Here is a 26,035-nt window from a genome sequence, read left to right as displayed (position 1 = left end):
CCGGCCGGGCACCCCGCGGCGGTGGAACGCTTTGACGGCTGGATCGGCGGACTCGGCACCGCGTCCGGGCTGCGCTACGTGATCGGCCACTGGCCGCACTCGCCGCTCGGGACCTTCACCGACGTCATGCTCGAACGTCCCGACGGGCACCGGATGCTGCTCGCGCCCTCGCCGGAGGTCGCGGCGTTCGTCGGCGCGACGTACACGTTCGACGAGGTCCGGTACGTCCCCGTCGACCTGCGCTCCGCCGGCTCCGCGTTCTTCCTGACGGCGGGTCCGCTCGAGTCCCGCTTCACGCTCGGCGGGCGGTCCCCGCTCGGGCTGCTGCTGCGCGCCGTGCCGTGGCGGGTGGCGACCGCGCCGTGGTGGATCGCGACGATCGACGCGATCGCCCGTCGGGTGCTGCCCGGCGTCCGGACCGTCGGCAGCGCCGGCGGGGGCCGCACCGAGTACTACGGCGCGCAGGACCTGCACCGGATCGTCGCGGCGACGACGACGCTCGACGGGGTCGACCAGGGAGCCCTCCGCCCGGTCTCGCCGCCGGTGCGGTTCGGGTTCGGGTCGACGCCGACCGCGCCGTCCTGGGTCCGGATCACGACGTTGATCGCGGGCGCCGGGAACGCCGGGAATTCGGTGGAACCGATCGGGTCCGGCGGCAGTCCGAGCAGGTGAGAGGCCGTGATCGACACGGCCCCGAGCCGTGGAGGTCACCGTGCTCCGTCCGTTCGTCGTCGCCGTCCTCGCCCTGGGCGCCGTGTTCCTGCCCGCGCCGTCCGCGCTGGCCGAACCGCCGGACGTCTGCGGGCCCCACACGGCCGAGGACCAGGTGGTGCGTGTGTTCGCCCGGGGCGAGGAGACCTCGGACCTGCTCTGCGGCAACCGGTACTACGGCTTCCGCCGCATCGACTGGGGCACCGTCTCGCTCGACGCGATCGGCCGGACGCTGGCCGACCCCGCCACGTCGGTCTACGACGACCGCAGCGAGACCTGGACCCTGACCGGCGCCGCCGTCGTCGTCATCACGGCCGCGCACGGCCAGGTGATCACCGCCCGGGCCGCGTGATGGACGTCGTGGAGGAGGTCGGGCTGTGGTGGCCCGCCGCCGACGAAGAACGCCTGCGCGCCGCGGCCGCCGCGTGGGACCGGGCGGCGGCCGAGCTGGACCGCGCCCGCGAGGTGGGCTGGTCGGGGGCGACCGCGGCGCGCGCCTCGTGGGAGGGCGGCGCGGCCGACGCCTTCGCGACGACGTGGGCGGCGCACGAGACGGCGCTGCGCGAGGACGCGGCCGGGTGCCGGGCGCTGGGCGAGGCGCTCGTCCGGTTCGCGGCGGCGGTCGAGGACGCGAAGGCCCGGGTCACCGAACTGGCCGTGACGGCGGGCGCCACGATCGTCGCCGGGGTGGGCCTCGCGTGGCTGACGTTCGGCACCTCCGCCGCCGCGGCCGCGGGGGTGGGTGCCGGTCTGGTGGCCGCGGCGGCCGCGATCGGGGTGGAGCTGTCGGCGACGGCCGCCGCGGTCCTCGGCGGGGTGGTGGTCGGCGCCGTGTTCGGGGCGGTCGAGGCGGCGGTGGTCGACCTCGCGGTCGCCCAGCCGCTGCGCGTCGAGGCCTTCGGGCACGGCGGCTGGTCGCTCGACGAGGTCGGGGCCGCCGCCGCGACCGGCGGCGCGTTCGGGGGCGTGCTCGGTGGGATCGCCGGTGGGCTCGGCGCCGTCGGGCCCGGCGCCGGCCGGCTCGCGCCGGGTGTGGTCGAGGGCGACGCCGTCGCGCCCGGAGCCGGTCGGCTCGCGCCGGGTGTTCCCGGGGGTGACGCCGGCGGCCCCGCAGCCGGTCGGCTCGCGCCAGGGGTTCCCGAGGGCGACGCCATCGGTTCGGGCGCCGCGGCTCCCGCCACCGGGAAGGGCCTCGCCGACGACCTCGGCGTCCTCGACGGCCGCATCTCCGCCGCGCTCGACCCGTCGTCACGCGGCGCCCTCGGTCCGCTGTTCCGGCCCGGCGTGCACGAGTCGCCCGGCGCGGCGTTCTCTCCGGAGCAGGTCCCGACGGCCCGGCTCCTCGAGTCCGAGGGCATGAGCGTCCACGCCCGGGCCGACGCCGGTGCCCTGCTACGGGCCCACCCGGGCGACCGCGGGCGGTTCGTCGAGCTGACCGTGCCCGAGGTGTCGTCGGCGGAGTCCGTCGAGGCGGCCGTGCTGGAGGGCAGTGGCCGGCTCGCCCGCCAGGGTGGCGGCGACCTCGTGGTGGACGGCCGGATGATCGCGCTCGACGTCGACGAGGCCGGGAAGGGCCTGCTCGCCGCGGTGCTGCGGGCGAAGGACGAGGGGCTCGAACTGCCGACCTCGATCCGGTTCGTGTTCGACGAGGGGAGCATCTTCTGGCCGTGACCCCTCCCCCTCGTGGCAGGGAAGCGTCGTTGCTGTCATCCAGTGGCAGGAGAGCCACTTCGTCGAATCGGGCCCACGGGACGCGTCGGGCTTCCTACGCTCGCCCGTGTGACAGGCGGATTCGGCACGCGCCCGGAGGACCTCGAGGCCGCCGCGACCCGGTTCGACGAGGCCGGCCGGATCGCGGCGGACGCGGCCGCGGCCCTGCGCTCGAGGTTGATCGGCCTCGGCGACGTGGCCGGCGACGACGAGCAGGGCCGCACCTTCGCCGCGCAGTACGACCCGAAGGCGGCCGAGGGGACGGACGCACTCGGGCAGGAGGCGGCGGGCCTGTCGTCACTCGCCGGGGCGCTGCGCGCGACCGCGGCCGAGTACCGGGCGGGCGACGCCGGAGCGCTGGGCCCCGGGGGCTGACCGCCCTCGATCATCCGAGTCGTCGTGACTCGGATGGTCGACCACGCTTCGCTACCGACGCAGGCCTCGCCCCAGCGCTGAGCGTCCTGGACCACGCCTCGGGCTCCCTCCCCGGCCCGCGCGGTACCGCTCCTCAGCGGACCAGCAGCTCCCGGGCGAGCGCCCGCGCCTCGGCGACCAGCGGCGACGGCGGTCCGGAGCGGGTCGCGAGGACGACGGGCGTCGGCGGGATGTCGTCGACCGGCACCGCGACGAGGTCGTCCCGGAACCCGGTGCTCGTGGGGCGCTGCGGCAGCACGAGCAGCGCCTCGCCCGCTGCTACCAGCTCGAACTTGCTCCCGAAGGCGTCGGCCAGGGGCCCGTCGGGGGCGCGCGAGCCGTCGGGGCGCGGGTCGACGCGCCACCACGCGTCGACCGCGGGGTCGCCGTAGCGGGCGAGCGGCTCGTCGGCGAAGTCGGCGAGCGTCACCGACGCCTGGTCGGCCAGCCGGCTCCCGACCGGCACGACCAGCGCCCGTGGCTCGTCGTACAGCCGGTCCAGACACAGGGGACCGTCGGGGAGCGGGAGGCGGGCGATGACGGCGTCGACCCGGCCGGTCAGGAGGGCGTCCGGGACCGGCTCCACGACCGCGACGGTGCGGACGTCCGCGTCCGGGTGCCGCCGTCGGAGCTCCCGCACCACCGGGGTGATGACGAGGTTGCCGGTGTGGCCCACGACGAGGCGGTCCGGCTCCGTCGTCGCGCGGGCCTCGGCGACCGCCCGCTCCGCCGCGTGCAGCAGCTCCTCGGCGTGGGAGAGCAGGACCTTCCCGGCCGTGGTCAGCGCGCTCCCCCGGGCCGACCGGTCGAGCAGACGGGCCCCGACCTGCGACTCCAGCCGCTGCATCTGCCGGGACAGGGACGGCTGCGCCACCCGCAGCTCCGCCGCGGCCCGGCCGACGTTGCCGTGTCGCGCCACCACCGTGAAGTACTGCAGCAGCCGCAGGTCCAGCTCGGTCATACCGCCACGGTATGCCTCCCAGGCCGAACAGGTCTTGGACGCCGTGATCACCCGGTTCCTAGCGTCGACGCCATGCGAGCACTGCAGTACGACAGCATCGGCGACCCGGAGAAGGTCCTGGCCCTGCACGACGTCGACGAGCCGCACCCCGGTCCCGGCCAGGTGCGGGTCCGCGTCGCCGCGTGCGGGCTCAACCCCGCCGACTGGGCCCTGTGCGAGGGCCTCCTCGGGGACCAGGGGCTGCCCCGCGGGATCGGGCTGGAGGTGTCCGGCACCGTCGACGAGGTCGGCGAGGGCGTTCCCGACGACGAGCTCGGTCGGCTCGTGCTCGGGCCCGCGCGCTACGACGCGGCATCGGCGGGGGCGGCCGAGCTCGCCGTCCTGACGGCGTGGACCGCGGTCCCCGACGGGCTGGACCTCCCCCACGCCGCGGCCCTGCCGATGGCGGCCGAGACGGCGACGCGCTGTGTGGACCTGCTCGGGATCCTCCCGGGCGAGACGCTGCTGGTGCACGGCGCGGGCTCGGTGATCGGGCGCATGGCTGCGCAGCTCGCCCTGCACCGTGGGGTGAGGGTGATCGCGACGGCGGGGCCACGGAACGCCGATTCCCTGCGGGCCTCCGGGGCGCAGGTGACCGGGTACGGCGAGGGCATGGTCGAGCGGGTGCGGGAGCTCGCGGGCGGGCCGGTGGACCGCGCCTTCGACAGCGCGCCCGTGGCCTGGACACCGCCGGAGGCGCCTCCGGCCCCCGACGGCGTCCTGCTCGCGCTCGTGGCGATCACCGGCGACCCGGACCGGGTGCTGACGGTCGCGCGCCCCGCGGAGGCCGCGACGCTCGGCGTCCGGAACAGCGGGGGCGCGCTTCGGAACGACGCGCTGCCCGAGGTGGCCGCGCTCGCGGCGCGCGGCGTCGTCGACGTGCCGATCGCCGGGACCTACCCGCTGGCGGAGTTCGCCGAGACGGTCCGGCGGAGCCGCTCGATGCAGGCCGGCGGCAAGTTGCTCCTGACCCCCTGAACTGCACGAACGCCACGGCGCGCACCGGCCGCCGGTACCGGGCGGGCGACGCCGGAGCGCTCGACCCGGAGGGCTGACCGTCTCCCGTCACGTCACCGTCCCCGCTCCGCGAGTGCGGTGGAATGCGCCAGCAGGGATGCACATCGCCGCACTCGCGCCCCACCGACGTCGATCGACGTCAGTCCAGGCGGGCCAGGAAGGCCAGGACGTGCTCGGTGACGGCGTCGGCGTGCCGGGCGGGGAGCCAGTGACCCGCACCCGGCAGCGTCACGCAGTCGAACCCGCCCGTGACGTACACGGCGGAGCCGGCCATCTGCGCCTCGGTCAGCGCGACGTCGTCCGCGCCGATCAGGCCCAGCACCGGGCAGCGCACCGGCGGGAGGTCGAGCGGGTGCTCGTCGGCGAAGGTCCGCGGGTCGACGTTGGCGCGGTACCAGTTCAGGCCCGCGGTCAGCGCCCCCGGACGGGAGAGGTCGCGGATCTGGGTGCGGACGAGGTCGTCGTCCTCGGTGCCGGGGTGGGCCCAGCGGCGGAGGAAGGCCCAGTCGTCGGCGGGCAGCACCGCCTCCGCGACGCCGGGGTGGGTGAACCAGAGCATGTACCAGGACAGGGCGCGCTGCGGGAGCCCGGCGGCCCGGAACGCGTTGGGGTGGCCGACGGAGAGCGCCACGTAACCCCGCACCGCCTCGCTGGATATGGCCAGGGCCCAGCCGACCGCCGCCCCGTAGTCGTGGCCGACCACGACGACACGGTCCACCGCGCGCTCCCGCAGCAGCGCCACCACGTCGGCCACGGAGTGGCGGATCCGGTAGGCCGCGACGTCGTCGGGACGGTCGCTCTCGCCGAACCCGCGCAGGTCGGGCGCGAGCACCCGGTACCCGGCGTCGACGAGGCGCTCGATCTGGGCGCGCCAGAGGGTCGCGCGGTCGGGGAACCCGTGCAGGAGCAGCACCGCCGGCCCGGACCCGACGTCGTAGACCGAGAGCGTGACGTCGGGCAGCGGGATCCGCTCCGGGTCGGGCAGCGTCATCAGGCCCCCGTCAGCGCGATCGCCACGCCGTCGGCGAGCAGCCGACCGTGCCGGGTGAGGACCGCCTGCCCACGGGCCCAGGACCCGTCGTCGAGCAGGCCGTCCCGGACCGCCTGCTCGGCGGCCGCGCGGCCGTCGTCGTCGAGGACCCGCTGCGGGAGGCCCTCGATCGTCCGCAGGTGGAGGAGGACCTCCTCGACGTGCCGGTCGGCCGGGGTGAGCAGCTCGCGCGCCTCGGCGGGCGACTCCCCCGCGCCCAGCTGCTTCGAGTAGCGGGCGGGGTGACGGACGTTCCACCAGCGGACGCCGCCGACGTGCGAGTGGGCGCCGGGGCCGGCGCCCCACCAGTCGCCGCCGGACCAGTAGCCGAGGTTGTGCCGGCAGCGGGCGGCCTCGGTGCGCGCCCAGTTCGACACCTCGTACCAGCCGAACCCGTGCGCGGCGAGGACGTCGTCGACGATCTCGTAGCGGTCGGCGAGGACGTCGTCGTCGGGCATGGGCAGCTCGCCGCGGGCGACGCGGCGGGCGAGCGCGGTGCCGTCCTCGACGATCAACGAGTAGGCCGAGACGTGGTCCGCGCCGCTGGCGAGGACGGCGTCGAGGGAGCGGCGGAGGTCGTCGTCGGTCTCGGTGGGCGTGCCGTAGATGAGGTCCAGGTTGACGTGGCGCAGCCCCGCCTCGAGTGCCGCGCGGGCCACGGCGACGGCCGCGCCCGGGGTGTGGCGGCGGTCGAGCACGGCGAGGACGTGGTCGACGTCGGACTGCATGCCGAGCGAGAGCCGCGTGTACCCGGCGCCGGCGATGGCGGCGAGCAGCTCTGGGGACGTCGACTCGGGGTTGGCCTCGGTGGTCACCTCCGCGCCGGGGGCGAGGCCGAACGTCGCCCGGACAGCGTCGAGCACGGCCGTGAGCCCCTCCGCTCCCAGCAGCGACGGCGTGCCGCCGCCGAGGAAAACGGTGTCGGCGGGTGGCGGTGAGCCGAGCACGCGGGTCGCGAGGTCGAGTTCCCGACGGAGGCCCTCCAGCCAGCTGGCGGGCGACGCCGGGTCGTCCGTGCTGGTCAGGCCCAGGTCGGAGGCGGTGTAGGTGTTGAAGTCGCAGTACCCGCAGCGGGTCGCGCAGAAGGGCACGTGGACGTAGACGCCGAACGGGCGCGTCCCCAGCCCGGTGAGCGCGTCGGGTGGGAGCGAGCCGTCGGCCGGGGCGGGTTCACCGCCGGGGGGCACGGAGGGCATCCGTCCATTGTGCGCGTGCCGACGATGTGGCTTCCCTGCCACTGGACGACAGCAACGACGCTTTCCTGCCACGAGGGGCCACAGAGGGCCACCCCACACCCGGTGCCGGTGGAATCGTGTCCGACGACATGGCACGCTCGTCGTCGTGCGTGCCCTGGACCCGATGCTGGTCGGTCGACCCCACGTCGACCTCGGCTACGTGTCCAGCGCGCTCTGCCCGGCGTGCTGAGGCACGGCCGCTGACGCCCGAGAGGGCACCCACCACCACGATCGTCAGCAGGCGCGCGACCGCACCCGTCGTCGGGAAGGTCCTGCGTGCCTGCGTCCGGAGGACGCACCACCGATGACCAGCGCCCCGTCCAGCGAAGGTGCCACGACGCCGGAGCAGTCGTACGCGGAGACCACCTCGGTCGGCATGCGCGGCGACGTGCCGGACACGCCGGTGAAGCCGAAGCGCGCCCGGAAGGGCAAGGCCGAGGGCCAGTGGGCGCTGGGGTACCGCGAGCCGCTGAACAAGAACGAGCAGTCCAAGAAGGACGACAACCCGCTCAACGTGCGGGCGCGCATCGAGAACATCTACGCGCACCGCGGGTTCGAGTCGATCGACCCCGCCGACCTCCGCGGCCGCTTCCGCTGGATGGGTCTCTACACCCAGCGCGCCGAGGGCTTCCCCGGGACCGACACCGGTCACGTCGAGGAGGAGGAGCTCGACGCGTCGTACTTCATGCTGCGCGTCCGGGTCGACGGCGGGGCGCTGACCACCGAGCAGCTGCGCGTCATCGGCGAGATCTCGCAGACCTTCGCCCGCGACACCGCCGACGTCACCGACCGCGAGAACATCCAGCTCCACTGGATCCGCGTCGAGGACGTCCCGGAGATCTGGCGCCGCCTCGAGGGCGTCGGGCTCACGACGACGGAGGCGTGCGGCGACTGCCCGCGCGTCATCCTCGGCTCCCCGGTCGCCGGGATCAGCGCCGACGAGATCCTCGACGGCACCCCGGCGATCACCGAGATCGCGGCGAAGTACATCGGCGACCGCTCGCTGTCGAACCTGCCCCGCAAGTTCAAGACCGCGATCTCCGGCCAGCAGGACGTCGCGCACGAGGTCAACGACGTCAGCTTCGTCGGCGTGAACCACCCCGAGCACGGCCCCGGCTTCGACCTCCACGTCGGCGGCGGGCTCTCCACCAACCCGAAGCTCGCGGTGCGGCTCGGCGCGTGGGTGCCGCTGGAGGAGGTGCCGGACGTCTGGCACGCCGTCGTCCAGGTCTTCCGCGACTACGGCTACCGCCGGCTGCGCACCCGCGCCCGCATCAAGTTCCTCATCGCCGACTGGGGCCCCGAGCGGTTCCGGCAGGTCATGGAGGACGAGTACCTGCACCGGAAGATGCTCGACGGCCCGGCGCCCGAGGCCATCGCCGGCATCATCGACCACGTCGGCATCCACGACCAGACCGACGGCCGCAAGTACGTCGGTGTCGCGCCGCCCGCGGGCCGCACCTCCGGCTCCACGCTGGTCGGCGTCGCGAAGGCCGCTGAGGACGTCGGGTCCACCCGCATCCGGCTCACGCCGTACCAGAAGATCCTGGTCCTCGACGTGCCGGAGGAGAAGCTCGAGACCCTGACGACGGCGCTGGACCACCTCGGGCTGCCCGCTCGGCCGAGCGTCTTCCGCCGCTCGACGATGGCCTGCACCGGCCTCGAGTTCTGCAAGCTCGCGTTCGTCGACACCAAGAACCGGGCGGGCGACCTCGTCACCGAGCTCGAGCAGCTCTGCGCGGACGTCGCCCCGCAGCTCGACACCCCGATCTCGATCCACCTCAACGGCTGCCCGAACTCGTGCGCCCGGGTCCAGGTCGCCGACATCGGGCTCAAGGGCCAGATCGTCAACGACGCCGACGGCAACCCCGCGGCGGGCTTCCAGGTGCACCTGGGCGGCGGCCTCGGCCTCGACTCCGGCTTCGGGCGCAAGCTGCGCGGCCACAAGGTCCTCTCCGCCGACCTCGGTCCGTACGTCGAGCGGCTGGTCCGCGCCTTCGTCGCCGACCGGAACGACGACGAGCGCTTCGCCCAGTGGGTGCTGCGGGCGGAAGAAAGCCGGCTGCAGTGAGGTTGGCGATCCAGTACTGCCCCTACTGCGGCGAGCAGGACCTGCGCCCCCGGGAGACACCCGAGAACGCCTGGGAGTGCGCCGACTGCCGCAGCACATTCGTCGTCTCAGGAGTGGCCGCATGACCAGCACCGAAGCTGACACCCGCGCCGACGCCCTCGCTGCCGGGGAGCGCTTCGCGGCGCTCGAGGGCACGACCGACCACGTCGAGCTGACCGCGCAGATCCTCGCCTGGGCGGCCGCCACCTACGGCGACCGGCTCATCGTGGCGTCGAACATGCAGGACGCGGTGCTGGTGAAGCTGGGCGCCGAGGCGCGTCCCGGCGTCGACGTGCTGTTCCTCGAGACCGGCTACCACTTCGCCGAGACCCTCGGGACCCGCGACGCGGTCGCCCAGGTCTACGGCGTGAACATCGTGCAGGCCGAGCCGGAGCTGACCGTCGCCGAGCAGGACGCGCGGTTCGGGAAGAACCTCTTCGCCTCCGACCCCGGCGCCTGCTGCAACATGCGCAAGGTCGAGCCGCTCAAGAAGACCCTCGCGCGCTACGACGCCTGGGTCACCGGCGTGCGGCGCGTCGAGGCCCCGACCCGGGCGAACACCCCGCTGGTCACCTGGGACGAGCGGCACGGGCTGGCGAAGGTCAACCCGATCGCGCACTGGACCGACGAGCAGATGGACGCCTACATCGCGGAGCACGCGGTGCTGGTCAACCCGCTGGTCGGCGAGGGCTACCCGTCGATCGGCTGTCAGCCGTGCACGGCCAAGCCGGCGCCCGGCGCCGACCCGCGCAGCGGCCGCTGGGCGGGCTTCACCAAGACCGAATGCGGGCTGCACGGATGACGGCGACAGAGTCAGGGGTCGAGCTCCGCTCCGCTGCGTCCCCGGCGGGAACCGACCAGCTCGACGTCCTCGAGTCCGAAGCGATCCACGTGATGCGTGAGGTCGCCGGCGAGTTCGACCGCCCGGTGATCCTCTTCTCCGGCGGCAAGGACTCGATGCTGCTGGTGCACCTCGCGCACAAGGCGTTCTGGCCCGCGCCGATCCCGTTCCCGGTGCTGCACGTCGACACCGGGCACAACTTCGACGAGGTCATCGAGTTCCGCGACGCCGTCGTCGAGCGCTACGGGCTGACCCTCGAGGTCGCGAGCGTGCAGGACTACATCGACGACGGGCGCCTGTCCGAGCGCGCCGACGGCACCCGCAACCCGCTGCAGACCACGCCGCTGCTCGACGCGATCGCCGACCACCGCCACGACGCGGTGTTCGGCGGCGGCCGACGCGACGAGGAGCGGGCGCGGGCCAAGGAGCGCATCTTCTCGCTGCGCACCGCCTTCGGGGCGTGGGAGCCCTCGCGGCAGCGGCCGGAGCTGTGGAACCTCTACAACGGGCGCCACAAGCCGGGCGAGCACGTGCGCGTGTTCCCGCTGTCGAACTGGACCGAGCTCGACGTCTGGCGCTACATCCAGCGCGAGGAGATCGACCTGCCGACGATCTACTACGCGCACACCCGCGACGTGTTCGCCCGCGACGGCATGTGGCTGACGTCGGGCCCGTGGGGCGGCCCGCGCGACGGCGAAGAGGTCATCACGAAGTCGGTCCGGTACCGGACCGTCGGCGACGGTTCCTGCACCGGCGCGGTCGAGTCGACCGCCACGACGCTCGACGAGGTGCTCGCCGAGGTCCGCGAGTCCCGGCTGACCGAGCGCGGCGCCACGCGCGCGGACGACCGCCTCTCCGAGGCCGCGATGGAAGATCGCAAGAAGGAAGGCTACTTCTGATGACCGATCTCCTGCGGCTCGCGACGGCGGGCTCGGTCGACGACGGCAAGTCCACGCTCGTCGGTCGGTTGCTCTACGACACCAAGTCGGTCCTGGCCGACCAGCTCGAGGCCGTCGAGCGGGCGTCGAAGAGCGCCGACGGCGAGCCCGACCTGTCGCTGCTGGTCGACGGCCTGCGCTCGGAACGGGAGCAGGGCATCACGATCGACGTGGCGTACCGCTACTTCGCGACGCCCCGCCGCTCCTTCGTGCTGGCCGACACCCCCGGCCACGTGCAGTACACCCGCAACACCGTCACCGGTGCGTCGACCGCGCAGCTCGCGGTGCTGCTGGTCGACGCGCGGCACGGCGTGGTCGAGCAGACCCGCCGTCACGCCGCGGTGATGGCGCTGCTCCGGGTGCCGCGTCTGGTGCTCGCCGTCAACAAGATCGACCTCGTCGACTACGACGAGGCGACCTACCTGACGATCGCCAAGGAGTTCCGCGACCACACCGCGGCGCTCGGCTACGGCGAGGACACCGTCGTGACGATCCCGGTGTCGGCCAAGAAGGGCGACAACGTCGTCCTCGCGTCGGACCGCACCCCCTGGTACGACGGCCCGACGCTGCTCGACCACCTCGAGTCGGTCCCGGTCGACGGCCCGGACGACACCGCGCCGTTCCGGTTCCCGGTGCAGACCGTGATCCGGCCGCGCTCGGCCGAGTACCCCGACTACCGCGGCTACGCCGGACTCGTCGCGGCGGGCTCGGTGTCGGTCGGCGACGAGGTCGTCGTGCTCCCCGACGGCCAGCGGACCACGGTCGAGGGGATCGACCGGTACACGTCGGCGTTGGACAGCGCCTCGGCGGGCGACAGCGTGGTGCTGCGGCTCGCGCACGACCTCGGCATCGCCCGGGGCGCCGTCATCACGGCCGCGGGGTCCGCGCCGGACCCGGTCACCGAGTTCACCGCGACCCTGGCGTGGCTGCACGACAAGCCGCTCACCCCGGGGCGCCGGCTCCTGGTCAAGCACGGGACGCACACCGTGCAGGCCATGATCACCGCCGTCGAGGACCGCCTGGACATCCAGACCCTCGCCCTCGACGCCGACCCGGGCACGCTCGAGATCAACGACATCGGCCACGTGGCGATCACGGTGGCCGAGCCGCTGCCGCTGGACGACTACGACACGGTCGCCGCCACCGGGTCGTTCCTCGTCATCGACCCGCAGGCCGGCGACACGCTCGCGGCCGGCCTGGTCGGGCGGCCGTTGGTGACGACGCCGGTCGACGCGTAGGCGGGGACGTCTGCTGGTGAGTGAAGGGCCCCTTCGGTCGGATAGATCGACCGAAGGGGCCCTTCGCTCAGGCCGGGGAGGTCACCTGACCTCGTTCAGCTTCCCCGTCGCGACGTCGATGACGAAGCCGCGCACCGAGTCCTTGTTCTTGACGAACGGGCTGTCGGTGATGCGCTTGATGGAGTCGCGGACGTCGCCCTCGGCGTCGGGGAAGGCGTTCGCGGTCCACGACGGGCGCTGGCCGGTCTCCTTCTCCAGGATGTCGGCGAACTGCTCGTCGGTGAACGTCACCATCCCGCAGTCGGTGTGGTGGATGAGGATGATCTCCTCGGTCCCGAGCAGGTGCTGCGAGATCGCGAGCGAGCGGATCGTGTCGTCGGTGACGACGCCGCCGGCGTTGCGGATGACGTGCGAGTCGCCCTCCTTCAGGCCCAGCGCACCGTAGGGGTTCACGCGGGCGTCCATGCAGGCCACGACGGCCGTCTTGCGGGCGGGCGGCAGCGGCAGCTCGCCGGGGAAGTTCGCGACGTAGGTCTCGTTGTTCTTCAGGTAGTCGTCGGTGACCGACACGACGGGTTCCTCTCAGGGATTCGACCAGGACACGACGGCACGGACCGGCCGCGGGGGCACGCGCGGGAACGGCTGCGGGCTCACGCGGCCCGGCGACACCACTGGTCGAACTCCTGCACGCGGCGGCTCGGCCAGAAGGCGTCGAGTCCACCTGCGCACATACGCATCATTCGATCGCACCTGCGGCGAGCGGCGCAAGCAACTACCGTCGCCGCGGTGACCGGCTGGCTGCTCGTGGAGCGTGAGCACATCGACCTGCTGCTGGTCGCCTCGTCCCTGTGTCGGTAGGGCCGCCCCTGGACCACCGACCTCCGGAGACCCGTGTGACCACCACGACCCAGCCCGTGACCACCCCGCGCCGCGTCGCCCTCGCGAGCGCGGTCGGCACCGCCATCGAGTGGTACGACTTCTACCTCTACGCCACCGCGACGGCGCTGGTGTTCAACACGCTGTTCTTCCCGTCGGTCAGCCCGACGGCGGGCACCCTCGCCGCGTTCGCGACCTACGCCGCGGGCTTCGGCGCCCGGCCGATCGGCGCGGTCGTCGCCGGGCATCTCGGTGACCGGGTGGGGCGCAAGACCGTGCTCGTCGGCGCGCTCGTCGGGATGGGCGGGGCGACGACCCTCATCGGGGTCCTGCCCGGGTACGCGAGCATCGGCGCGCTGGCGCCAACCCTGCTCGTGGTGCTCCGGCTCGTGCAGGGCTTCGCGGTCGGGGCCGAGTGGGGCGGCGCCGCGGTGCTGTCCACCGAGCACGCCCCACCGCACCGCCGCGGCTGGTACGGCAGCTTCACCCAGATCGGCTCGCCGGCCGGGATGCTGCTCGCGACCGGGTCGCTGTTCCTCGTGCGCGCCACGACCTCCGACGAGGCGTTCCTGTCGTGGGGCTGGCGCATCCCGTTCCTGGCCAGCGCCCTGCTCGTGGCGGTGGGCCTGGTGATCCGGCTGCGCCTCGAGGACGCCCCGGAGTTCGTCGCGCTGCGCCAGGAACGTCGGGTCGCCCGGCTGCCGATCGTCGAGGTGCTGCGCACGGCGCCGCGGGAGGTGCTCCTGACGACGGGTCTGCGGCTCTCGCAGATCGGGCTCTACACGCTGATCACGACCTACGGGCTGACCTACGTCACCCAGAAACTGGGGAAGGCGTCGTCGGCGGGCCTGACGGCCGTCGTCGTGGTGTCGGCGCTCGGGCTCGCCACCACGCCGCTGTGGGCGGTGCTGTCCGACCGGGTCGGTCGCCGACGGCCCTACCTGGTCGGGGCGATCGGCGGGACGGCGGCGCTGGCGCTGTTCTTCCTCGCCGTCGACACGGGCTCGACCGTGCTGATCGTGCTGGCGGCGGTCCTCGCGATCAACGTCGTGCACGACTCCATGTACGGCCCGCAGGCGGCGTGGTTCGCCGAGATGTTCGACGTCCGCGTCCGCTACAGCGGGGCCTCGCTCGGCTATCAGATCGGCTCGGTGCTCTCCGGCGGACTCGCCCCGCTCGTGGCCGCCTCGCTGCTCATCGCCGGGAACGGGCGGCCGTGGTGGATCGTGCTCGCCTACGCCGGGCTCGCCGTCCTGACGACGGCCGCGGCGCTGCTCGCCCCCGACCCGAGCCGTCGTCGGGAAGGATCGACGGTGTGACCGTGCGCCTCGGCTCCCCCGAACTGCATGAGCTGCTCGCCGAGATCGCGGCGGGCGCCGCCGAGCGCGAGCGCGACGGCGTCAGCCCGTTCGACCAGGTGAAGGCGGTCGCGACGGCGGGCCTCGGCGCGCTCGCGCTGCCCGTCGACGAGGGCGGGCAGGGCGCGACCATCCGGGAGCTGCTCGGGTTCGTCATCGACCTCGCGGAGGCCGACCCGATCGTCGCGCACGTGCTGCGCACCCACTACAGCCAGACGCTCGGCTTCGTCCGCGGCGGGCACACCCGCTGGCTCGACGAGGTGCGCGCCGGGACGGTGTTCGGCAACGCGATCTCCGAGACCGGCACGGTGGCTGCCGGGAACCACGACTTCACGACGACGCTCACCCCGGTCGACGACGGCTGGCGACTCGACGGCGTGAAGTACTACAGCACCGGCACGCTGTACTCGGACTGGATCTCGGTGGCGGCGCGGGTCGAGGGCGACCGGGTGGCGACGGTGCTCGTGCCCGTTTCACGAGCGGGCGTCACGGTCGTCGACGACTGGGACGGCATGGGCCAGTCGCGCACCGGGACCGGGACGACGCGGTTCGACGGGGTCGCGGTGGCACCCGACGAGTTCCTCGCCGTCCGGCCCCGTCACGAGCCGCGTCCCGCCTCCGACGTGCCCTTCCTCCAGCTCTACCTGCAGGCGCTCGTGGCCGGGATCCTGCGGTCGGTGGCGAGCGACGCCGCGGCCCTCGTCCGCTCCCGGACCCGGACGTTCGACCACGCCCCCGCCCCGCGGCCGGTCGACGACCCGATGCTGCAGGAGACCGTCGGCCGGCTGGTGTCGACGGCCTGGGTGGCGGAGTCGGCCGTCCTCGCGGCCGCCGACGCCGTGCAGGCCGCCGAGGACGCGGTGCGCGCCGGGGAGCCGACCGACGAGGTGGGTCGGGCGGCGTCGGTGGCCGCCAGTGCGGTCAAGGTGCACCTGGACCGGGTGGCGGCCGACGCGGCGACGACGCTGTTCGACGTCGGCGGCGCGTCGGCCTCGGCCCGGGCGAAGAACCTGGACCGGCACTGGCGCAACATCCGCACCCTGACCCTGCACAACCCGGCGTCGTACCGGGCGAGCGCCCTCGGCCGCCTCGCGATCAGCGGCGAGGAGCTGCCCCGCAACGGCTACTTCTGATCGACGACCTGCAGCGTCTCCTCGCTGACGGGCTCGGACGAGCCGACGTGCGAGCGGATGTCCTCGAGGCCCTCCCAGACGTTCACGTTCATCACGGCGAGGAGGCGGTCCTTGCTGTCCAGCCAGGAGGCGACGAACTCGCGGCCGGCGACGTCGCCGCTGGTGACGACCCTGGCGTAGCTGCCCTGCGGGGCGTGCCCGACGTACTCCATGCCCAGGTCGTACTGGTCGGAGAAGAAGTACGGCGCCTCGGTGTAGGTGTCGTTGCCGCCGAGCATCGCGGGGACGGCGGTCGCCGGGTGGGTCGAGGCGGCGTTCCAGTGCTCGACGCGCAGGCGGCCGTAGGTCGGGTGGTCGTGCGCGGCGATGTCACCGACGGCGTAGACGTCCGGGTCGCTGGAGCGCAGCGACGCGTCGACGAGCACCCCGTCCTCCACGTCGAGCCCGGCGGCCTGCGCGAGCTCGAGGTCGGGGGCGGCGCCCACGCCGATCAGGACGGCGTCGGCCTCGACGGTCGATCCGTCGGCGAGCCGGACCCCGGCGGCCCGGCCGTCCTCGACGACGATCTCCGCCACCTCGACCAGCGTGCGCAGCTCGACGCCGTTCTGGGTGTGCAGGTCGGCGAACACCTGCGCCATCTCCGGGCCGAGGACCTTCAGCAGCGGGAGCCCCTCGTGCTCCAGCACGGTCACCGACGTACCGGCGCCGCGGGCGGTGGCCGCGACCTCCAGCCCGATCCACCCGGCCCCGATGACCACGAGGCGGCGCCCCTCGCCGAACTCCGCCTTGATCGCGTCGGAGTCGGCCAGCGTCCGCAGGGTGTGGACGCCCTCCGCGTCGGCGCCGGGCAGCCCGAGGGTGCGGGCGGTGGAGCCGGTGGCGAGGACGAGCTTGTCGTAGGTGAGCGTGTCGCCGCCCTCGAGCGTCACCTGATGGGCCTTCGGGTCCACCGCGCTCGCCCGCGTCCCGAGCCGCAGGGCGACCCGGTTCTCGTCGTACCAGCCCCGCTCCTGGAGCAGGATGTCGTCGGCCCCCGAGGAGCCCGACAGGTAGTCCTTCGAGAGCGGCGGCCGATCGTAGGGCAGCCGGTCCTCGCCGGCGAGGAGCGTGATGTCCCCGTCGAATCCCTGGTCGCGGAGGGTCTGCGCCGTGGTGGTCCCGGCGAGTCCGGCTCCGATGATGACGATGTGCATGCCGCGAGGGTGCCTTCGGCCTGTGAGTACTAATCCGTTCCAGAGCACGGATTAGTACTCACGGGGCGGAGCCACCCTGGAACGTGGAGTTCATCGGCCAGCTCAGCACCCGGTACGGCTCGGAGATCCACCCGCCGTCGGGACCTCTTCTCGACGTCGGGTTCGTGCGCCGCTTCGCCGCGGCGCACGAGGAGGCCGGGTTCGACCGGGTGCTCGTCGGCCACAGCGCCTCGTCGCCGGACGGGATGCAGGTGGCCGCCGCGCTCGCCGCGTCGACCGACCGGCTGGGCTTCCTCGTCGCGCACCGGCCCGGGTTCGTCGCGCCGACGCTCGCCGCCCGCGCCTTCGCGACCCTCGACGCGTTCGCCGGGAGCGGGCGGGTCGCGCTGCACACGATCTCCGGCGGCAGCGACGCCGACCAGGCCCGCGACGGCGACCACCTCGACAAGGAGGGCCGTTACCGGCGCACCGACGAGTACCTCGACGTCGTGCGGCGCATCTGGGCCGCGACCGAGCCGTTCGACCACCACGGCGAGTTCTACGACGTCGTCGACGTCCAGACCGACGTCCGGCCGGCTCAGCCGATCCCGGTCTTCTTCGGCGGGTCGTCGGCGTCCGCCTACCGGGTCGGCGGGAAGCACGCCGACGTGTTCGCGCTGTGGGGCGAGCCGCTCGCGCAGACCGCCGAGCAGATCGCGTCCGTGCACGCCGCGGCGCGGGCGGCGGGTCGGACGGAGATGCCGGGGATCTCCGTGTCCTTCCGCCCGATCCTGGGCGCCACCGAGGAGCAGGCCTGGGACCGGGCGCACGACGTCCTCGACCGGATCGTCGCGGCGGGCGGGGGCGGCGGGTCGTTCACGGGGCGCTCGGCCAACCGGCAGGCCCACGAGACCACCCGCACCAACGTCGGGTCGCAACGGCTGATGGCCGTGGCCGAGCAGGGCGAGCTGCACGACCGGTGCCTCTGGACCCCGACCGCGGCCGCGAGCGGGGCGGCCGGGAACTCCACGGCGCTGGTGGGCACGCCGGAGACGGTGGCCGCGGCCCTGCTCGACTACGCCGCGATCGGCGTGACGACGTTCCTGCTGCGCGGCTACGACCCGTTCGACGACGTTGCCGCGTACGGCCGGGACCTGCTGCCGCTCGTGCGGTCGGAGGCCGACCGGACGCTGACGCCGGTTGTGTGATCGCGACCACAGGCGTACAGGTGGATGGTGACGACGACGTCCCCGGAGGTGTCGGCCATGACCGAACCACGCCCGTTCACCACGCCCCTGCCCCGCCACGACGCCGACGAACCGACGCGCGCCGGCACGGTCTCCGGCTGGGTCGAGTCGGTGCGGATGTGGGCCCGTGAGCGGGGCCTGCCCGTCCCGTCGTCGGGACCGCTCCCGCCCGGGATCGTCGACCAGTACCGGCGCCGCCAGAGCCGCGAGTAGGGAAGGTTCGGCGGTCCGGATTCGTTGTGCACGACGAGTCGAGAGAAGGGACCTTCATGGCCACCGAGACCGCGATCCTCGCCGGCGGCTGCTTCTGGGGCGCCCAGGACCTGCTGCGCCGTCGCCCCGGCGTCATCTCCACCCGCGTCGGCTACTCCGGCGGGGACGTCCCGAACGCCACCTACCGCAACCACGGCGACCACGCCGAGGCCGTCGAGGTCGTGTTCGACGACGAGAAGATCTCGTTCCGCGAGATCCTCGAGTTCTTCTTCCAGATCCACGACCCGTCGACGCGCAACCGTCAGGGCAACGACATCGGTCGCAGCTACCGGTCGGCGGTCTTCTACACCTCCGAGGAGCAGAAGCGCGTCGCCCAGGACACCATCGCCGACGTCGACGCCTCCGGCCTGTGGCCGGGCAAGGTCGTCACCGAGGTCGAGCCGGCCGGTGACTTCTGGGAGGCCGAGCCGGAGCACCAGGACTACCTGATCCGCCAGCCCTGGGGCTACACCTGCCACTGGGTGCGCCCGGACTGGAAGCTCCCGAAGCGCTCCGAGTCCGCGCAGGCCTGACGCGCACGTCACCTCCGGTTGTCGGGTTCGTCCGGCGACCGGAGGATGACTCCCCATGACGGTCGACCGCACGTGCCTGCTCACGCAGCGCCGCCACGTCGACCTCCGCCGGGTCACCAGCTGTGCCTGTCCGGGCTGACCACCGCCCGGTGTGCTTCGCAGGTGAGCACTAACTGGGGCTATAGCCCCACTTAGTGCTCACGAGCGCGGAGCGCACACCGACGTCCAGCCCGGATCGGACCCCTCCCTCGTGATCACTGCCCACTGGTTCCTGCCCACCTACGGTGACTCCCGCGGCCTCGTCGGCGGCGGCCACGGCATGGCCGCCTCGGCCGCCGGCACGCCCCGCGAGGCGTCGCTCGGTTACCTCGCCCAGATCGCCCGCGCCGCCGAGACCGTCGGTTTCGAGGGCGCCCTCACGCCCACCGGCGCGTGGTGCGAGGACGCCTGGCTCACCACCGCGATGCTCGCCGCGGAGAGCGAGCGGCTGAAGTTCCTCGTCGCGTTCCGCCCCGGCGGCACCTCCCCCACGCTCGCCGCGCAGATGGGCGCCACCTTCCAGCGCCACTCGGGCGGCCGCCTGCTCGTCAACGTCGTCACCGGCGGCGAGCCCTCCGAGCAGCGCGCCTACGGCGACTTCCTCGGCAAGGACGACCGCTACACCCGCACCGGCGAGTTCCTCGACGTCGTCCGCCGCCTGTGGGCCGGCGAGGAGGTCACGCTCGAGGGCGAGCAGATCCACGTGGAGGGCGCGAAGCTCGAGCGCCTCCCCGACCCGGTGCCGCCGATCTACTTCGGCGGGTCGTCGCCGAAGGCCGGCGAGGTCGCCTCGAAGCACGTCGACGTGTACCTGACCTGGGGCGAGCCGCCGGAGCAGGTGCAGGAGAAGATCACCTGGATCCGCAAGCTCGCCGCCGAGGAGGGCCGCGAGGTCCGGTTCGGCATCCGGCTGCACGTGATCACCCGCGACACCGCCGACGCGGCGTGGGCCCAGGCCGAGGAGCTGCTGCGCGGCATCCCCGACCACATGATCGAGCAGGTCCAGGCCGGGCTCTCGAAGAGCGAGTCCGTCGGCCAGCAGCGGATGCGCTCCCTGCACGACGGCGGGGCGAAAACCGCCGCCGACCTCGAGGTCTCCCCCAACCTCTGGGCCGGCGTCGGCCTGGTCCGCGGTGGGGCGGGCACGGCACTGGTCGGCAGTCACGCCGAGGTCGCCGACCGCATGGCCGAGTACCACGACCTCGGCATCACCGAGTTCGTGCTCTCCGGGCACCCGCACCTCGAGGAGGCCTACTGGGTCGGCGAGGGCCCGCTGGCCGAGCTCGGACGCCGCGGCCTGTGGACCCCGGCCGACGGCTCCGAGGCCGCCCGCGCGCTCGACGCCCCCGCCGCGTCCGTGCCGTTCGCCGGGCACGCCCGGTGACCGCCACCGCCGACCCCGCGGTCCCGTCCGCCGGGAGCCGCGAGGGACGTACCGTCCTCGCCGCGTCCCTCATCGGCACGACGATCGAGTGGTACGACTTCTTCCTCTTCGCCACCGCCGCCGGGATCGTGTTCCCGCAGCTCTTCTACGGCAACGGCGACCCGACGGTGGCCACCCTGCTCTCCTTCGCCACGTTCGCGATCGGCTTCGTCGCCCGCCCCATCGGCGGGCTGATCTTCGGGCACATCGGCGACCGCGTCGGCCGCCGGAGCACTCTCATCGTGACGATGGCCCTGACCGGGCTCTCCACCGCCGCGATCGGGCTGCTGCCCACCTACGCCGCGATCGGCGTGGCCGCGCCGATCCTGCTCGTGCTGCTCCGGGTGATCCAGGGCATCGCGATCGGCGGCGAGTGGGGCGGCGCCGTGCTCATGGCCGTCGAGTACGCCCCGCCCGGCAGACGCGGCCTCTACGGCGCCACCCCGCAGATCGGCCTCGGCCTCGGCCTGGCCCTGGGGACCGGCGCGTTCGCGCTGCTCGGCGCCGTGATGGACGACCAGGCGTTCATCGACTACGGCTGGCGCATCGCGTTCGTCGCGAGCGTGATCCTGGTCGTCATCGGCCTCGTCGTGCGCCTCGCCGTCCTGGAGACCCCGGCGTTCCGGCGGATGCAGGAGGCCGCCGAGGTCTCCCGGGTGCCGGCGCTGGACGTGGTGCGCGACCCGGAGTCGCGCCGCAACCTCGGCCTCGGGCTGCTCGCCCGCTGGGCCGAGGGCGCCTCCTTCAACACCTGGGGCGTCTTCGTCCTCACCTACACCGTGTCGACGCTCAAGCTGCCGCGTACCGAGATGCTGATCGCGGTGACGGTCGCGGCCGTGGTGAGCGCGTTCGTCGTGCTGCTGGCCGGCTTCCTCGGCGACCGCATCGGGCGTGGACGTGTCTTCGCGATCGGCTGCGCCGTCCTCGCCGTCGGGGTGTTCCCCGCGTTCGCGCTGCTCGGGTTGAGGTCGACGCTCGTCGTCGGGCTGGTGCTGATCGTCATGCTCGGCGTCTCCTACGGGCTGACCAGCGGCGCCGAGTCGACGCTCTTCGCCGAGATCTTCCCGACGCGGACCCGCTACACCGGCATGTCGCTCGCGTTCCAGGGCGGCGGGATCTACGCCTCCGGGCTCACCCCGCTGATCCTCACCTCGCTGCTCGCCCTGGGTGCCGGCACGCCCTGGTACGCGGCGGGCTACCTCTTCATCGCGGCCCTGGTGAGCATCTGGGCGGCGCTGCGGGCCCGGCCGCTCGAGCACCTGTAGGAGGATGCCGACCCACGACCCGCGTCAGGAGGTGCGCCGTGCCCGCTCGGGCGGTCGACCGTGACGACGCGCTGCCGCTGTGGGCCCAGGTCCAGCGGGACCTGCGACGACGCGCGGGTCGTGGTGAGTTCGACGACGCCTTCCCGGGCGAGAACGTGCTGGTCGCGCAGTACGACGTCAGCCGCAACACCGTCCGGGAGGCGCTGCGGGCGCTGCGGGAGGAGGGCCTGGTCACCGCCGAGCGGGGCCGGGCCCCCCGCCTCGTCCGGGGCCGGGAGATCCAGCAGCCGGTCGGGGCGCTCTACAGCCTCTTCGAGTCGGTGCGCGCCGCCGGGCTGAGCCAGCGCAGCGTCGTCCGCCGCCTCGAACGGCAGACCGACGGGCTGGTCGCGGTGCGGCTGGGCCTGGAGGAGTCGACGCCGCTGGTCCACCTCGAGCGGCTCCGCCTCGCCGACGACGAGCCCCTCGCCCTCGACCGCGTCTGGCTGCCCGCCTCGCTCGGCGACGCACTGCTCGACGTCGACTTCACCCACACCTCGCTCTACGAGGAGCTCGCGGGCCGGGCGGGGGTCCGACTGCAGGGCGGGGAGGAGCAGATCCGCGCGGCCCTCCCCTCCCCCGCCGAACGGGCCCTGCTCGCCTGCCGCCCGGACACGGCGGTCTTCGCGATCGAGCGGTCCGGTCGCGTCGGCGACCGGGTCGTCGAGTGGCGGCAGACCGTCGTCCGTGGCGACCGCTTCGCCTTCCGCGCCGAGTTCTCCGCAGGTGGGTACCGCCTCGCCGTGTCCTCGCTGGTCGGCGGCCGCTGACGGACCGGTCACACGGTGCCGATCAGGGCCTGGATCCCGAGGCTCGACACGGCGACCGCGACCCACAGGCACCCGCCGAGGACCAGCGGGCGCACCCCGGCCCGGCGGAGGTCCGCGAGGCGCATCGAGAGCCCGATCGCGACGAGCGCCACGGTGATGAGGAAGGTCCCCGCCGCGGACAGCCCGGCGTGCCACGTCGCGGGGACCACGCCGACGGTGGTGAGCGCCGAGGCGACGACGAAGCCGACGAGGAACCACGGCACGATCCGCGTCCACGGGAGCCGGGGCCGCGGTTCGGGGGCGTCCGGGCCGACCGGTCCCATCGGGTCGGCCGCCGCCCGCGCCGCCTCGCGCCGCGCGCTCCACACCGCGAGCACGACGACGACCGGGATCAGCATCAGGCTGCGGGTCAGCTTCACGACGACGGCGTCGGGTCCCGCGCCGTCGCCGTAGGAGTAGGCCGCGGCCACCACCGACGACGTGTCGTTGATCGCGGTCCCGGCCCACAGCCCGAAGGCGTGCCCGTCCATGCCCAGGGCCTGCCCGAGGCCCGGGAAGGCGAGGACGGCGGCCACGTTGAACACGAAGATCGTGCCGAGCGCGTAGGCGACCTGGTGCTCACGCGGGCGCAGGACCGCCGCGGTCGCCGCGATCGCCGAGGCGCCGCAGATGCCCGTGCCGATGCCGATCAGCAGCTGCGTGTCCCCGCGGACGTGCAGCAGCCGGCCGAGGACCCACGCCCCGCCGAGCGCCACGGCGAGCGACCCGAGCATCACCGGCAGCGAGTCGAGCCCGACGGCGACCACCTGGCGCAGCGACAGTGTCGCCCCGAGCAGCACGATCGAGAGCTGCAGGACGGGCCGCGACGCCGTTCCGAGCCCGGGCCGCCAGACCGGCCCGGGACGCAGGACGGCCCCCAGCGCGATGCCCAGGACGATCCCGACGACGGGGGCGCCGAGGATCGGCGCGAGTCGCCCGAGCGGGGTGGCGACGGCCGCGACCAGTACCGCGAGGCCGAGCCCGGCACCCGTCGTCCGGAGCCGGTCGCCGACGGTGGACCGGAGCGCGGCTCCGGCGTGACGCACGTCCAGCACGACGTTCCTCCTCACGACCACGACCCGACGTGTACCTACATTAACGGCCGCGTCCACTCGGTGCGACCCAATGTCGGTACGTTTCCGACCCGGACGCGTCGAGATGTCGGTACAGCACGACTACGCTGCCGGGTATGGCGACCGCTGCCCGCACCCCGGCCTCCACGGACGCCGGGCTCGTGTGGTCCCGGCACTGGGAGACCGAGCTCGGCGAGACGGAGCACGATGCGATCGCCCTGCTCCTCGCCGCCGCGTTCCCCCGCACCGGGGCATTCGGGCAGGGCCGGAGCTGGGTGGGCGCCCGGCCCGAGCGCCGGCTGGTCGCCCGCCGCGACGGCCGCCCGGTCGCGCACGCGGCGCTCGTCCGACGCTTCCTGCGCGCCCCCGACGAGGGGCGCAGCGTCCTCGTCGGCGACGTCGGCCTGGTCGCCGTCGACCCGGCCCGGCAGGGCACCGGGCTCGGCGCCGCGCTGCTCGCCGAGGTGGCCGCGACGCTCGCCGACCTCGACCTGCCCTTCGGGTTCCTCACCTGCGGCCCCGAGGTCGCCGCGTTCTACCGGCGGGGCGGCTGGCAGCCCGCGGACCAGCCGCTGCACGCCATCGACGTCCACCACCACGTCGAGACCGACCGCGCCAACGGCATGCTGCTGCCGGTACGCCAGGCGCGGGCCGACTGGCCACGCGGACGTCTCGTCCGCGACGGCGAGGAACTCTGAGCGGGTCGGTTCAGGCGGCCACCGCCCCGACCGCGTCGGCAAGCAGCTCGTAGCTGCGCACCCGGTCGGCGTGCTCGGTGGTGATCGTCGTGATGAGCAGCTCGTCGGCGCCCACGGCGTTGACCAGCGTCGTCAGGCCCGCGCGGACCGTGCACGGCGAGCCGACGAACTGGGTGTCGACCCGGTCGGCCACCCCGGTGCGCTCGGCCTCCGACCAGCGGCGGGCCCGGGCCTGCGCGGGCGTCACGTAGGGGTGCGCACCCCGCCCGGTGCGGATGTCGAGCACCCACTGTCCGTACGGCGCGGCGAGCTCGCGGGCGGCCGCGTCGGAATCGGCCACGACGACGTCGGCCGAGACCATGACATGGGGCCGGTCCAGCCGCTCCGAGGGTCGGAACGCCTCCCGGTACGCCGCCACCGTCTCGAGGACGGTCGTCGGCAGCGTGTGGTAGTTCACCGCGAAGGGCAGGCCCAGCTCGCCCGCCGTCCGCGCGCTCACCCCGGGGCTGGAGCCCAGGATCCACACGTCGAGATCGGCGCCCTCGGCCGGCAGGGCGTGCAGCGGCGCGCCGTCGTCGCGGGTCGCTGTGCCCCGCACGTAGGACAGGATCTCGAGGACCTGCGCACGGTGGTCGGGCGCGTCGCCGTCGATGCCGAAGCGCTCGGCCAGCGAGGCGAAGGTGGAGAGGTCCGCCCCGGGGACCCGCCCCGGCGTCGGGATGAGGAGGCCCTCGACGTGGCGGGACGGCGGCGGGGGCGGGGCGTCCGCGGCGGCCGCCGAGCGCTCGCGGATGCGAGCCAGGATCTTGTGGATGTCGAACCGGCCGAGGCCCAGGTCGACGCGGCCGGGGTGGACCGCGGCGACCGTGCCGAACTGCTCGGCGATCTGCAGCGGCGGCGTCAGCGGCATCTGCACCGCGCCCGACCCGACGCGGATGCTGCTCGTCGCGCTCGCCACCAACCCGGCGAGCACCGGGGTCGAGGACGAGGCGACGCCGGGATTCAGGTGGTGCTCGGCGAGCCAGTAGCGGCGGTAGCCGGCCGCCTCGGCGACACGGGCGAGGTCGATCGTGTTCCGCAGGGCGTCGGCGGCGCTGCCACCGGCCGGGACGGGGCCGAGGTCGAGGATCGAGAGCGGGACGGACGAGGGCACGGTGCACCTTCCGGGCGGGCGAGGGCGGGCGTCGGGACCGTCCCCGGACTCACCGCGCTCGCCGTCCGCACCAGGTCGACGTGCCGGCGCAGGGTGCCGTGGCGGAGCATCCCGGCCCCCCTCCCGCTCGATCCGACCGTGAACTCCTACTCCACGCCTCGATCAGTGTCCGCGCAAGCGGTCCGCCGCGACGAGCAGCGCGGCGTACGCCTCCTCCACGTCGGTCGCCGTGAGGTAGGCGCACGCGATCGTCACCGCGGGCACGGCGTCGGAGGGGCCGAGGGTCAGTTGCTCCTCGAGGGCGGTCCGCAGCGTCGTCTCGAGGCGGCGGCACCGCGAGTAGCGCTCCTGCGGCGGCTCGGCGTCGACCGCCTCGAGCTGGCGGACGCCCGCGACGACGGCCCGGTGCAGCGGGTCCGGGGCCGACCGTCGACGCCGCGGGGCGGTGACAACGACGACCGGGTCCGCCGCGGCGGTCGGGGTGGAGGTGGCAGGCACGGACGAGGGCACGAGGGTTCCTCACGAGGAGCGGCCCGGGGTGGGCCGACGGGTCGGGCGGGTGAGCTCAGCTCGCCCGACACCCCGCGGAGACGACGCGCAGCAGATCGACGTACGTGCGGCGCACGAGTCGCGATCCGGGTCCCGTCACGACGACCACTCTGACACGGGCGGTCCCTCGATCACCAGAGCACCGGGTCCTCACCGAGCGTGAGTGACCTGC

At 74.0% G+C, this 26,035-nt stretch carries 27 protein-coding genes; 19 read left to right on the top strand and 8 right to left on the bottom strand.

The genetic code is table 11. The features are described from left to right. Positions 1–21: 21 nt before the first annotated feature. From A3CO_RS0127830 to A3CO_RS37740, 4 genes are all read left to right on the top strand, one after another. Positions 22–672, top strand: a complete 651-nt coding sequence (locus A3CO_RS0127830; protein WP_211214583.1) for a hypothetical protein — start codon at positions 22–24, stop codon at positions 670–672. A 40-nt stretch (positions 673–712) separates the two neighbouring features. Next, the gene (locus A3CO_RS0127825) at positions 713–1,063 is read left to right on the top strand and encodes a hypothetical protein (RefSeq protein ID WP_157647881.1); all 351 of its coding nucleotides are present in this window, start codon (positions 713–715) and stop codon (positions 1,061–1,063) included. After that, positions 1,063–2,382 (top strand): WXG100-like domain-containing protein, encoded by a 1,320-nt coding sequence (locus tag A3CO_RS0127820; protein WP_026205078.1) that lies wholly within the window; start codon positions 1,063–1,065, stop codon positions 2,380–2,382. The genes A3CO_RS0127825 and A3CO_RS0127820 overlap by 1 nt, the downstream gene beginning before the upstream one ends. Before the next feature lie 108 nt (positions 2,383–2,490). Then, positions 2,491–2,796, top strand: a complete 306-nt coding sequence (locus A3CO_RS37740; RefSeq protein ID WP_018335540.1) for a hypothetical protein — start codon at positions 2,491–2,493, stop codon at positions 2,794–2,796. Positions 2,797–2,929: 133 nt separating this feature from the next. Here A3CO_RS37740 and A3CO_RS0127810 read toward each other — a convergent pair whose 3' ends face one another. After that, the gene (locus A3CO_RS0127810; RefSeq protein ID WP_018335539.1) at positions 2,930–3,796 is read right to left on the bottom strand and encodes a LysR family transcriptional regulator; all 867 of its coding nucleotides are present in this window, start codon (positions 3,794–3,796) and stop codon (positions 2,930–2,932) included. A gap of 72 nt (positions 3,797–3,868) precedes the next feature. Between A3CO_RS0127810 and A3CO_RS0127805 the strand changes: the two genes are divergently transcribed. Then, on the top strand, positions 3,869–4,813 hold the full coding sequence (locus A3CO_RS0127805) for an NADP-dependent oxidoreductase (protein WP_018335538.1): 945 nt from the start codon (positions 3,869–3,871) through the stop codon (positions 4,811–4,813). A gap of 178 nt (positions 4,814–4,991) precedes the next feature. Here the strand turns inward: A3CO_RS0127805 and A3CO_RS0127800 are convergent, their stop codons facing one another. Both A3CO_RS0127800 and hemW read right to left on the bottom strand, forming a co-directional pair. After that, positions 4,992–5,843, bottom strand: a complete 852-nt coding sequence (locus A3CO_RS0127800) for an alpha/beta fold hydrolase (RefSeq protein WP_018335537.1) — start codon at positions 5,841–5,843, stop codon at positions 4,992–4,994. Then, positions 5,843–7,078, bottom strand: coding sequence for a radical SAM family heme chaperone HemW (gene hemW, locus A3CO_RS0127795; protein WP_018335536.1), 1,236 nt, complete (start codon positions 7,076–7,078; stop codon positions 5,843–5,845). The genes A3CO_RS0127800 and hemW overlap by 1 nt, the downstream gene beginning before the upstream one ends. A 415-nt stretch (positions 7,079–7,493) precedes the next feature. Between hemW and A3CO_RS0127785 the strand changes: the two genes are divergently transcribed. From A3CO_RS0127785 to A3CO_RS0127770, 4 genes are all read left to right on the top strand, one after another. After that, a complete protein-coding gene (locus tag A3CO_RS0127785) occupies positions 7,494–9,188 on the top strand; it encodes a nitrite/sulfite reductase (protein WP_026205076.1) in 1,695 nt (564 codons plus the stop codon). Positions 9,189–9,309: 121 nt separating this feature from the next. After that, on the top strand, positions 9,310–10,029 hold the full coding sequence (locus A3CO_RS0127780) for a phosphoadenylyl-sulfate reductase (protein WP_018335534.1): 720 nt from the start codon (positions 9,310–9,312) through the stop codon (positions 10,027–10,029). Positions 10,030–10,121: 92 nt separating this feature from the next. Further along, entirely contained in the window at positions 10,122–10,967 is an 846-nt protein-coding gene (cysD, locus tag A3CO_RS0127775) for a sulfate adenylyltransferase subunit CysD (RefSeq protein ID WP_245561624.1), read from the top strand. Further along, the gene (locus A3CO_RS0127770; RefSeq protein ID WP_018335532.1) at positions 10,967–12,244 is read left to right on the top strand and encodes a sulfate adenylyltransferase subunit 1; all 1,278 of its coding nucleotides are present in this window, start codon (positions 10,967–10,969) and stop codon (positions 12,242–12,244) included. Before cysD ends, A3CO_RS0127770 begins: the two co-directional genes overlap by 1 nt. Positions 12,245–12,325: 81 nt before the next feature. Here A3CO_RS0127770 and A3CO_RS0127765 read toward each other — a convergent pair whose 3' ends face one another. Beyond that, on the bottom strand, positions 12,326–12,814 hold the full coding sequence (locus A3CO_RS0127765) for a beta-class carbonic anhydrase (protein WP_018335531.1): 489 nt from the start codon (positions 12,812–12,814) through the stop codon (positions 12,326–12,328). Positions 12,815–13,137: 323 nt separating this feature from the next. On the opposite strand from A3CO_RS0127765, the gene A3CO_RS0127760 reads away from it, so the two are divergent. Beyond that, entirely contained in the window at positions 13,138–14,439 is a 1,302-nt protein-coding gene (locus A3CO_RS0127760) for an MFS transporter (RefSeq protein ID WP_018335530.1), read from the top strand. Continuing rightward, the gene (locus A3CO_RS0127755; protein ID WP_018335529.1) at positions 14,436–15,611 is read left to right on the top strand and encodes an acyl-CoA dehydrogenase family protein; all 1,176 of its coding nucleotides are present in this window, start codon (positions 14,436–14,438) and stop codon (positions 15,609–15,611) included. Before A3CO_RS0127760 ends, A3CO_RS0127755 begins: the two co-directional genes overlap by 4 nt. On the opposite strand, the gene A3CO_RS0127750 is transcribed toward A3CO_RS0127755, so the two are convergent. Continuing rightward, positions 15,602–16,804 carry an NAD(P)/FAD-dependent oxidoreductase gene (locus tag A3CO_RS0127750; RefSeq protein WP_018335528.1) on the bottom strand — a complete coding sequence of 401 codons (1,203 nt, stop codon included), beginning with the start codon at positions 16,802–16,804 and terminating at the stop codon, positions 15,602–15,604. The genes A3CO_RS0127755 and A3CO_RS0127750 overlap by 10 nt on opposite strands. 83 nt (positions 16,805–16,887) lie before the next feature. Here A3CO_RS0127750 and A3CO_RS0127745 point away from each other — a divergent pair, with 83 nt between their 5' ends. The 7 genes from A3CO_RS0127745 (at position 16,888) to A3CO_RS0127720 (ending at position 22,351) form a co-directional block, all read left to right on the top strand. Continuing rightward, complete coding sequence (locus A3CO_RS0127745; RefSeq protein ID WP_018335527.1) at positions 16,888–17,991, top strand: LLM class flavin-dependent oxidoreductase; 1,104 nt, start codon at positions 16,888–16,890, stop codon at positions 17,989–17,991. 57 nt (positions 17,992–18,048) lie between these two features. After that, complete coding sequence (locus A3CO_RS0127740; protein WP_157647880.1) at positions 18,049–18,243, top strand: hypothetical protein; 195 nt, start codon at positions 18,049–18,051, stop codon at positions 18,241–18,243. Positions 18,244–18,299: 56 nt separating this feature from the next. Beyond that, the gene (msrA, locus tag A3CO_RS0127735; RefSeq protein ID WP_018335525.1) at positions 18,300–18,815 is read left to right on the top strand and encodes a peptide-methionine (S)-S-oxide reductase MsrA; all 516 of its coding nucleotides are present in this window, start codon (positions 18,300–18,302) and stop codon (positions 18,813–18,815) included. A 55-nt stretch (positions 18,816–18,870) separates the two neighbouring features. Next, positions 18,871–18,954 carry a putative leader peptide gene (locus tag A3CO_RS40515; protein ID WP_425393430.1) on the top strand — a complete coding sequence of 28 codons (84 nt, stop codon included), beginning with the start codon at positions 18,871–18,873 and terminating at the stop codon, positions 18,952–18,954. 111 nt (positions 18,955–19,065) lie between these two features. Next, positions 19,066–20,238 carry an LLM class flavin-dependent oxidoreductase gene (locus A3CO_RS0127730; protein ID WP_018335524.1) on the top strand — a complete coding sequence of 391 codons (1,173 nt, stop codon included), beginning with the start codon at positions 19,066–19,068 and terminating at the stop codon, positions 20,236–20,238. Beyond that, positions 20,235–21,542: an MFS transporter gene (locus A3CO_RS0127725; RefSeq protein WP_018335523.1), complete on the top strand. Its 1,308-nt coding sequence runs from the start codon at positions 20,235–20,237 to the stop codon at positions 21,540–21,542. The genes A3CO_RS0127730 and A3CO_RS0127725 overlap by 4 nt, the downstream gene beginning before the upstream one ends. 38 nt (positions 21,543–21,580) lie before the next feature. Beyond that, positions 21,581–22,351 carry a GntR family transcriptional regulator gene (locus A3CO_RS0127720; protein WP_018335522.1) on the top strand — a complete coding sequence of 257 codons (771 nt, stop codon included), beginning with the start codon at positions 21,581–21,583 and terminating at the stop codon, positions 22,349–22,351. A gap of 8 nt (positions 22,352–22,359) precedes the next feature. On the opposite strand, the gene A3CO_RS0127715 is transcribed toward A3CO_RS0127720, so the two are convergent. Further along, positions 22,360–23,445, bottom strand: a complete 1,086-nt coding sequence (locus A3CO_RS0127715) for a YeiH family protein (protein ID WP_018335521.1) — start codon at positions 23,443–23,445, stop codon at positions 22,360–22,362. Between the two features lie 134 nt (positions 23,446–23,579). Between A3CO_RS0127715 and A3CO_RS36400 the strand changes: the two genes are divergently transcribed. Next, on the top strand, positions 23,580–24,161 hold the full coding sequence (locus A3CO_RS36400) for a GNAT family N-acetyltransferase (RefSeq protein WP_018335520.1): 582 nt from the start codon (positions 23,580–23,582) through the stop codon (positions 24,159–24,161). 10 nt (positions 24,162–24,171) lie between these two features. On the opposite strand, the gene A3CO_RS0127705 is transcribed toward A3CO_RS36400, so the two are convergent. Next, entirely contained in the window at positions 24,172–25,314 is a 1,143-nt protein-coding gene (locus tag A3CO_RS0127705) for an LLM class flavin-dependent oxidoreductase (protein WP_018335519.1), read from the bottom strand. 162 nt (positions 25,315–25,476) lie between these two features. Next, entirely contained in the window at positions 25,477–25,824 is a 348-nt protein-coding gene (locus tag A3CO_RS0127700) for a hypothetical protein (protein ID WP_018335518.1), read from the bottom strand. Positions 25,825–26,035: the final 211 nt, after the last annotated feature.

The sequence above is a fragment of the Actinomycetospora chiangmaiensis DSM 45062 genome (genome assembly GCF_000379625.1).
GTDB lineage: Bacteria > Actinomycetota > Actinomycetes > Mycobacteriales > Pseudonocardiaceae > Actinomycetospora > Actinomycetospora chiangmaiensis.
The sequence above is the reverse complement of the archived record's forward strand: the minus strand, read 5'-3'. Positions and strand labels throughout refer to the sequence as shown.

Coding starts and splice junctions, on each gene's coding strand:
- A3CO_RS0127750 (WP_018335528.1), bottom strand. CDS start 16,804: ATGCACATCGTCATCATCGGAGCCGGACTCGCCGGGACCACCACGGCG.
- A3CO_RS0127770 (WP_018335532.1), top strand. CDS start 10,967: ATGACCGATCTCCTGCGGCTCGCGACGGCGGGCTCGGTCGACGACGGC.
- A3CO_RS0127785 (WP_026205076.1), top strand. CDS start 7,494: ATGCGCGGCGACGTGCCGGACACGCCGGTGAAGCCGAAGCGCGCCCGG.
- A3CO_RS0127810 (WP_018335539.1), bottom strand. CDS start 3,796: ATGACCGAGCTGGACCTGCGGCTGCTGCAGTACTTCACGGTGGTGGCG.
- A3CO_RS0127800 (WP_018335537.1), bottom strand. CDS start 5,843: ATGACGCTGCCCGACCCGGAGCGGATCCCGCTGCCCGACGTCACGCTC.
- msrA (WP_018335525.1), top strand. CDS start 18,300: ATGGCCACCGAGACCGCGATCCTCGCCGGCGGCTGCTTCTGGGGCGCC.
- A3CO_RS36400 (WP_018335520.1), top strand. CDS start 23,580: ATGGCGACCGCTGCCCGCACCCCGGCCTCCACGGACGCCGGGCTCGTG.
- A3CO_RS0127820 (WP_026205078.1), top strand. CDS start 1,063: ATGGACGTCGTGGAGGAGGTCGGGCTGTGGTGGCCCGCCGCCGACGAA.
- A3CO_RS0127780 (WP_018335534.1), top strand. CDS start 9,310: ATGACCAGCACCGAAGCTGACACCCGCGCCGACGCCCTCGCTGCCGGG.
- A3CO_RS0127805 (WP_018335538.1), top strand. CDS start 3,869: ATGCGAGCACTGCAGTACGACAGCATCGGCGACCCGGAGAAGGTCCTG.
- cysD (WP_245561624.1), top strand. CDS start 10,122: ATGCGTGAGGTCGCCGGCGAGTTCGACCGCCCGGTGATCCTCTTCTCC.
- A3CO_RS0127740 (WP_157647880.1), top strand. CDS start 18,049: ATGACCGAACCACGCCCGTTCACCACGCCCCTGCCCCGCCACGACGCC.
- A3CO_RS40515 (WP_425393430.1), top strand. CDS start 18,871: ATGACGGTCGACCGCACGTGCCTGCTCACGCAGCGCCGCCACGTCGAC.
- hemW (WP_018335536.1), bottom strand. CDS start 7,078: ATGCCCTCCGTGCCCCCCGGCGGTGAACCCGCCCCGGCCGACGGCTCG.